Annotated in this window: 8 protein-coding genes; 7 read left to right on the top strand and 1 reads right to left on the bottom strand. The window is 69.2% G+C overall.

Annotation, left to right across the window (positions count from 1 at the left end; genetic code table 11):
- From CEG14_RS20710 to CEG14_RS20680, 7 genes are all read left to right on the top strand, one after another.
- On the top strand, positions 1–484 hold a 484-nt coding region (locus CEG14_RS20710), incomplete at its 5' end, for a DNA polymerase III subunit gamma/tau C-terminal domain-containing protein (RefSeq protein ID WP_306437042.1).
- Positions 485–522: 38 nt separating this feature from the next.
- On the top strand, positions 523–849 hold the full coding sequence (locus CEG14_RS20705) for a YbaB/EbfC family nucleoid-associated protein (RefSeq protein ID WP_094828254.1): 327 nt from the start codon (positions 523–525) through the stop codon (positions 847–849).
- Between the two features lie 64 nt (positions 850–913).
- Positions 914–1,528, top strand: coding sequence for a recombination mediator RecR (recR, locus tag CEG14_RS20700; RefSeq protein WP_094828253.1), 615 nt, complete (start codon positions 914–916; stop codon positions 1,526–1,528).
- Positions 1,529–1,792: 264 nt separating this feature from the next.
- A complete protein-coding gene (locus CEG14_RS20695) occupies positions 1,793–3,073 on the top strand; it encodes a CaiB/BaiF CoA transferase family protein (RefSeq protein ID WP_094828252.1) in 1,281 nt (426 codons plus the stop codon).
- Between the two features lie 114 nt (positions 3,074–3,187).
- Positions 3,188–4,228: an ABC transporter substrate-binding protein gene (locus CEG14_RS20690; RefSeq protein ID WP_094828251.1), complete on the top strand. Its 1,041-nt coding sequence runs from the start codon at positions 3,188–3,190 to the stop codon at positions 4,226–4,228.
- Positions 4,221–5,030, top strand: coding sequence for an ABC transporter ATP-binding protein (locus tag CEG14_RS20685; protein WP_094828250.1), 810 nt, complete (start codon positions 4,221–4,223; stop codon positions 5,028–5,030). The genes CEG14_RS20690 and CEG14_RS20685 overlap by 8 nt, the downstream gene beginning before the upstream one ends.
- Before the next feature lie 3 nt (positions 5,031–5,033).
- Positions 5,034–5,828: an ABC transporter permease gene (locus tag CEG14_RS20680; RefSeq protein WP_094828249.1), complete on the top strand. Its 795-nt coding sequence runs from the start codon at positions 5,034–5,036 to the stop codon at positions 5,826–5,828.
- A 58-nt stretch (positions 5,829–5,886) separates the two neighbouring features.
- Here the strand turns inward: CEG14_RS20680 and CEG14_RS20675 are convergent, their stop codons facing one another.
- Positions 5,887–7,374 carry an amino acid permease gene (locus tag CEG14_RS20675; protein ID WP_094828248.1) on the bottom strand — a complete coding sequence of 496 codons (1,488 nt, stop codon included), beginning with the start codon at positions 7,372–7,374 and terminating at the stop codon, positions 5,887–5,889.
- Between the last annotated feature and the right edge of the window lie 86 nt (positions 7,375–7,460).

The following is a 7,460-nucleotide window of genomic DNA, read 5'->3' as shown; positions in this document are numbered from 1 at the left end:
CGGCGCCAGCCCGGCGCCCGCGCCGCGCGCGCCCGCGGCCGCCCCGGCGCCGCGCCGTGCCCGTGGCGCCAGCCGCGCCCGGGTCAACGACATGTCGCCCGAGTCCTGGCCCGAGCTGGCGGCCAAGCTGCCGGTCACCGGCCTGGCCGCCGAGCTGGCGCGCCAGAGCGAATGGGCCGGCATGCAGGGCGACGCCGTCGTGCTGCGCGTGGCCGTGCGCACGCTGGCCGAGAGCGAAAGCCGCGTGCGCCTGCAGACCGTGCTGTGCGAGCACTTCGGCCAGGGCCTGCGGCTCGAGATTGAAGTCGGCGCCACCGGCGACGCCACCGCCCACGCCGTCGCCCGCATCGAGCGCGAAGCGCGCCAGCTGGCCGCCGAAGAGGCGGTCCAGGTCGATCCCTTCGTTCAAGCCCTTGTCGCCGACTTCGGCGGCAAGGTGGTGCCCGGTTCGGTGCGCCATGTCGACAATCCGCCGGCTGCCTGAGGCGCCGGCCCCTCATCCGAAACACAGGAAGCTCCATCATGATGAAAGGTCAATTGGCCGGCCTGATGCGCCAGGCGCAGCAGATGCAGGAAAACATGAAGAAGGCCCAGGACGCCCTGGCCGAAATCCTGGTCGAAGGCGCCTCCGGCGGCGGCCTGGTCAAGGTCACCATGACCTGCCGCAACGACGTCAAGCGCGTCGCCATCGATCCCAGCCTGCTCGAAGACGACAAGGACATGCTCGAAGACCTGGTCGCGGCCGCCTTCAACGATGCGCTGCGCAAGGCCGAAGCCACCTCGCAGGAAAAGATGGCTGGCGTCACCGCCGGCATGCCGCTGCCCCCGGGCATGAAGCTGCCGTTCTGATATTCCCCGTCTGCCGGCTGCTTCCCGCGGCCGGTAGCCGCGCCGCGCGCGGCGCCTGGACCCGATGGACAACTCGCTTCCCGAACCCGAACCCCTGGTCACGCTGATCGAGGCGCTGCGGCGCCTGCCCGGCGTGGGCGTGCGCTCGGCACGCCGCATGGCGTATCACCTGCTGCAGCACGACCTGCAGGGCGCCGACATGCTCGGCCGCGCGCTCACCGGCGCGCTGCAGAATCTCCAGCACTGCGCCCGCTGCAACAGCTTCACCGAAGAAGAGATCTGCCAGGTCTGTGCCAATCCCAAGCGCGACCCGTCGGTGCTCTGCATCGTCGAGACCCCGGCCGACCAGAACGTGATCGAGTCCAGCCACGGCTATCGCGGCCTCTATTACGTGCTGATGGGCCGGCTCGCGCCGCTCGAAGGCGTGGGGCCGCGCGAGCTGGATTTCACGCGCGTGCTGGCGCGGGCGGGCGACGGCCTGGTGCAGGAGGTCATCCTCGCCACCAACTTCACCGCCGAGGGCGAGACCACCGCCCACTTCCTCGGCGAGGCGCTGTCCGAGCGCGGCCTGAAGGTCACGCGCCTGGCGCGCGGCGTGCCGGCCGGCAGCGAACTCGAGTACGTCGATGCCGGCACCATCGCCTGGGCCCTGATGGAGCGGCGCAGCGCCGGCAGCTAGGCCCATCGCGGGCCGCACGGCGGCCACCGCCTGCCACGGCGCACCCTCGGGTGCGCCGTTGTCGTTTGCGCCGCCGGCGCCGGCCGGTTGCGGCCGCAACCGCCGGCCCGTGTCCACACTGTCGTCGCCCGCCTGGATGCGCGCCGGGAAAAGGCGTAGCCTGACGGGTCCTGGCGCGAGCCGGGCACACGCGCAGCGCAACCGACCGGGTCTCGAGGCCCCGCGCCGCGCGCGTCAAAACAAGAATCTGGAGGAAGACTGCGCATGTCAGCCCTGAACGGACTGAAAGTGCTGGAGCTCGGCACGCTGATCGCCGGGCCGTTCGCGGCCCGCATGTTCGGCGAGTTCGGCGCGCACGTGATCAAGGTCGAAACGCCCCACGGCCCCGACGGCACGGGCGGCGGCGACCCGATCCGGAGCTGGCGCCACCTGCACGAGGGCAACTCGCTGTGGTGGACGGTGCAGGCCCGCAACAAGCAATCCATCGCGCTCAACCTGAAGCATCCGCGCGGCCGCGAGATCGCGCGCCGGCTCGCGCTCGAGGCCGACGTCGTGGTCGAGAACTACCGGCCCGGCGTGCTCGAGAAGTGGGGCCTGGGCTTCGAGGAGCTGCGCGCCATCAATCCCGCGCTCATCATGGTGCGGCTGTCCGGCTACGGCCAGACCGGCCCGATGCGCGACCAGCCCGGCTTCGGCGCCATCGGCGAGTCGATGGGCGGGCTGCGCTACGTCTCCGGCCATCCCGACCGCCCGCCGCTGCGGGTCGGCATCTCGATCGGCGATTCGCTCGCGGCCCTGCACGGCGTGATCGGCGCGCTGATGGCACTGCGCCACCGCGACGCGACCGGCGGCCGCTGGAACGGCAAGACCGGCGCCGACTGCGTCGCCGGCCAGGGCCAGATGGTCGACGTGGCGCTGTACGAATCGGTGTTCAACGTGATGGAGAGCCTGGTGCCGGAGTACGACGTGGCCGGCGTGGTGCGCGAGCGCACCGGCGGGGCCTTGCCCGGCATCGTGCCGTCCAACACCTACACCACCGCCGATGGCCAGAACATCGTGATCGCCGGCAACGGCGACGCGATCTTCCACCGCCTGATGCTGGCCATGGGCCGCGACGACCTCGCGCACGACCCCGACCTGGTGCGCAACGACGGCCGCGCGCGCCGCGCCGCCGAGATCGACGGCGCGATCCAGGCCTGGTGCGACGGGCGCGGCATCGACGAGGCGCTGGCGGTGCTGCGCGCCGCCGACGTGCCGGTGGGCAAGATCTACAGCGTGGCCGACATGTTCACCGATCCGCAGTTCCTGGCCCGCAACATGATCGAGCAGCACACCTTCCCGGATGGCCGCGGCGTCAAGCTGCCGGCGGTCGTGCCCAAGCTTTCCGAGACCCCTGGCGGCACGCGCTGGCTGGGTCCGCGCCTTGGGGAACATACCGAGGAAGTCCTGAAATCGCTGGGGTATGATGCAGCGGCGATCGCCGAGCTGGCACAGACCGGCGCGATCAGTCTGGGGATCACACCAGCATCTCCGTCCTGCACCTGAGCGGCCGCCGCATGGCGCGCCAGGCAGCACACGGAGCCCGATTCGCCAGCGGGGCCCACCGGGCCGCGCGGCACACCGGCCGCCACAGAGGCGGCACCTGAGGAGACAACACTCATGTCAGTCACGCGTCGTGATTTGCTCAAGTTTGCCGGCGCAGCCGGTGCCATGTCGCTGGCGCCCGCCATCGTGCGGGCCCAGAAGCTCGAGCGCGCCAAGGTCCAGATCGCCGTGGGCGGCAAGGCGCTGGTCTACTACCTGCCGCTCACCATCGCCGAGGTGAAGGGCTACTTCAAGGATGAAGGCCTCGACGTCACCATCGCCGACTTCGCCGGCGGCTCCAAGGCCCTGCAGGCCGTGGTCGGCGGCAGCGCCGACGTGGTGTCGGGCGCCTTCGAGCACACCCTCGCCATGCAGGCCAAGGGCCAGATGTACCGCGCCTTCGTGCTGCAGGGCCGCGCGCCGATGATCGGCGTGGGCGTGTCCAAGAAAAACATGCCCAACTACAAGGGCCCGCAGGACCTCAAGGGCAAGAAGATCGGCGTGACCGCGCCCGGCTCGTCCACCAACATGGTGGTCAACTTCTTCCTGGCCAAGCATGGCCTGAAGGCTTCCGACGTCTCCATCATCGGCGTGGGCGCCGGCGCGGGTGCCGTCACGGCGCTGCGCAGCGGCCAGATCGACGCGATCTCCAACACCGATCCGGTGGTGTCCATGCTGGAGCTGGCGGGCGACATCCAGACCATCGTCGACACCCGCACCTTGAAGGACACGCTCGACATCTTCGGCGGCAACATGCCGGCCGGCTGCCTCTACGCGCCCACCGAGTTCGTCGAGAAGAATCCCAACACCGTGCAGGCCCTCACCAACGCCATGGTGCGCGCCGACAAGTGGATCCAGAAGGCCGGCGCCGACGAGATCGCCAAGGTCGTGCCCGAGTCGTATCTGCTGGGCGATCCCACCGTCTACAAGGCCGCCATCGCCAAGAGCATGGAAGGCCTGTCGCCCGACGGCCTGATCCCCGAAGACGGCGCCGCCACCGCGCTCAAGGCCCTGGCGGCATTCTCGGCCGATTTCGACGCGGCCAAGATCGACCCGGCCAAGGTCTGGACCAACGACTTTGCGCGCCGCGCCAACGAGAAGTATCCCAATGTCTGAAGCTGCACTCTCGCTGGAAAGCATTACCTGCACGTTCGTGGCGCGCGATGATCGCAGCAAGCGCTACACGGCCGTGCAGGACACCACGCTGTCGGTCGCGCCGGGCGAGTTCGTGTCCGTCGTCGGCCCGACCGGCTGCGGCAAGTCCACGCTGCTCAACGTCGGCGCCGGCCTGCTGGCGCCGTCGTCGGGGCAGGTGAAAGTGTTCGGCCAGCCGCTCAACGGCATCAACGCCCGCGCCGGCTACATGTTCCAGGGCGAGGCGCTGCTGCCCTGGCGCAGCGCGCTCGAAAACGTGATGGCCGGCCTCGAGTTCGCCGGCGTGGCGCGCCCCGAGCGCGAGGCGGCCGCGCGCGACTGGATGCGCCGCGTCGGGCTGGGCGGCTTCGAGGAGCGCTACCCGCACCAGATGTCGGGCGGCATGCGCAAGCGCGTCATGCTGGCGCAGACGCTGATCCGCGACCCCGACATCATCCTGATGGACGAGCCGTTTTCCGCGCTCGACATCCAGACCCGCCAGCTGATGGAAAACGAGGTGCTCGAGCTGTGGATGGCCAAGCGCAAGGCCGTGCTGTTCATCACGCACGATCTCGACGAAGCCATCGCCATGAGCGACCGCGTGGTGGTGCTGTCGGCCGGCCCCGGCACTCATCCCATCGGTGAATTCGCCATCGACCTGCCGCGTCCGCGCGATGTGGCCGAAGTGCGCGTGCACCCGCGTTTCGTCGAGCTGCATGCCGCGATCTGGGGCGTGCTGCGCGAAGAAGTCTTGAAGGGCTATGCCCAGCAGAAGCGAGCCTGAACCATGTCGAAGCTGATCAAACCGGGCTCCGCGAGCCTGCGCATGTGGCAGTTGCTGCTGCTCGTCGTCATCCTGGGTGTCTGGCACCTGGCCACCCGTGATCCCAAGATCGCGTTCTTCTTCGGCGAGCCGCTCAAGGTGGCGGGCCGCATCTGGGCGTGGTTCGTCACCAACGGCGATATCTACGGCCACCTGGGCGTCACGCTCTCCGAAACCGTGCTGGCCTTCGTCATCGGCACCGTCGCCGGGCTGGGTTTCGGCCTGTGGCTGGGCCTGTCGCCCTCGGCCAGCGCGATCCTCGATCCCTACATCAAGGCCGCCAACTCGATGCCGCGCGTGATCCTCGCGCCGATCTTCGGCATGTGGTTCGGCCTGGGCATCTGGTCCAAGGTGGCGCTCGCCGTCACGCTGGTGTTCTTCATCGTGTTCTTCAACGTCTACCAGGGCGTGCGCGAGGTCAGCCCCACGCTGCTCGACAACGCCCGCATGCTGGGGGCGCGCAAGCGCCAGCTGCTGCGCCACGTCTACCTGCCGTCGGCCACCAGCTGGGTGTTCTCCAGCCTGCACACCTCGGTGGGCCTGGCCTTCGTGGGCGCGGTCGTGGGCGAGTATCTCGGCTCGGCCAGCGGCGTGGGCTACCTGATCCTGCAGGCCGAGGGCACGTTCGACGTCAACACCGTGTTCGCCGGCATCGTGGTCCTCACCGCGTTCGCGCTGGTGCTCGACTACGTCGTGGGCCTGGGCGAGAAGCGCCTGATGAAGTGGCAGCCGAGCTCGGGCGAAACCGAAAAGCTCTGAGCGGCGCCGTGCCAACGAAAAAGACCAGCCTCGGCTGGTCTTTTTCGTTGCGCGCGCATCAGTCGGGCGTGCCGGGCCGGATCTCGGTGGGCTCGAAGCGCATCCGGTCGTAGGGCACCCAGGTCGGTCCGTGCACCAGCCGGTAGCCCAGCCACATCAGCAGGAACAGCGGGATGCCGATGTAGGTGGCGGTGGCGCCGATCCAGTCGATGCGATCCTGCGTGAAGGCCTCGTAGTTCTGCCCCAGCGTCACCACCAGGCACAGGATGAAGGCCAGGATCGGCGCCACCGGAAACGCCGAGGCCAGGTACGGCAGCCGGCCGAGGTCGTGGCCGTGGCGCACGTAGCCGCGCCGGAATCGGTAGTGGCTCACCACGATGCTCAGCCACACGATGAACTCCGTCATGCCGGCGAGGTTGAGCAGCCAGATATACACCGCCGTGGGGCTGTAGACGGCGCTGGCCAGGCACAGGCAGGCCAGGGCGGTGGTGCCCATCAGCGCCCACAGCGGCACGCCCGAACGCGTCAGGCGCGCGAAGCAGCGCGGCGCCTGGCCCTCGGTGGCCATGTTGTAGAGCATCCGCGTGGCCGCATACATGCCGGAATTGCCGGCCGACAGCACCGAGGTCAGGATCACCGCGTTCATCACCGAGGCGGCCGCCAGCAGGCCCGCATGCTGGAACACCAGCGTGAACGGACTGACCGCGATGTCGCTCACCTCGCTGCGCAGCAGCTGCGGATCGGTGTAGGGGATCAGGAAGCCGATCACCACGATGGCCAGCACATAGAACAGCAGGATGCGCCAGAACACCTGGCGGATCGCGCGCGGCACGTCGCGGCGCGGATTCTCGGACTCGCCGGCGGCCACGCCGACCAGCTCGGAGCCCTGGAACGAATAGGCCACGATCATGGCCACGCCGACCAGCGTGGCGAAGTTGCCCACGATCGGCGCGTCGCCGACGGTCCAGTTCTCGAAGCCCGGCACGAAGCCCGTGTGGATGATGCCGGTGATGATGCCCAGGCCGGTGATCAGGAAGCACACGACCGCGATCACCTTGATGAGCGAAAACCAGTATTCGGATTCCGCGAAGCCGCGCGCCGAGAACGCATTCAGGCCGATCATCAGCAGCAGGAACAGCCCGCTCCACAGAATGCCCGGCACGTCCGGCAGCCAGTACGCCATCACGATCTGCGCGGCCACCAGGTCGACTGCCACCACGATGGCCCAGCTGAACCAGAAGTTCCAGCCCAGCGCGAAGCCGAAGCCGCGGTCGACGTAGCGCGAGGCATAGGTCGAGAACGAGCCGGCCACCGGCATGAAGGCCGCCAGTTCGCCCAGGCTGGTCATGATGAAGTACACCATCAACCCGATCACCAGATAGGTGAGCAGGGCGCCGCCGGGGCCGGCCTGCGCGATCGCCGAGCCGGAGGCCACGAACAGGCCGGTGCCGATGGCGCCGCCGATGGCGATCATGTTGAGGTGGCGCGTCTTGAGCACGCGGCGCAAGCCGGGGGCGCCCTCGGTGGGGCTGCCGGGTTCGGCCATGGGGATCTCCTTGTTACGATTGCAGCGGCGGCGAACGCGGGGTCCGCGCCGAGGCGCAAGTGTAAGGTCTGCGCGGGCCCGCGGCG

It is taken from the genome of Bordetella genomosp. 1, assembly GCF_002261335.1.
Classification (GTDB): Bacteria; Pseudomonadota; Gammaproteobacteria; order Burkholderiales; family Burkholderiaceae_B; genus Bordetella.
The sequence above is the reverse complement of the archived record's forward strand: the minus strand, read 5'-3'. Positions and strand labels throughout refer to the sequence as shown.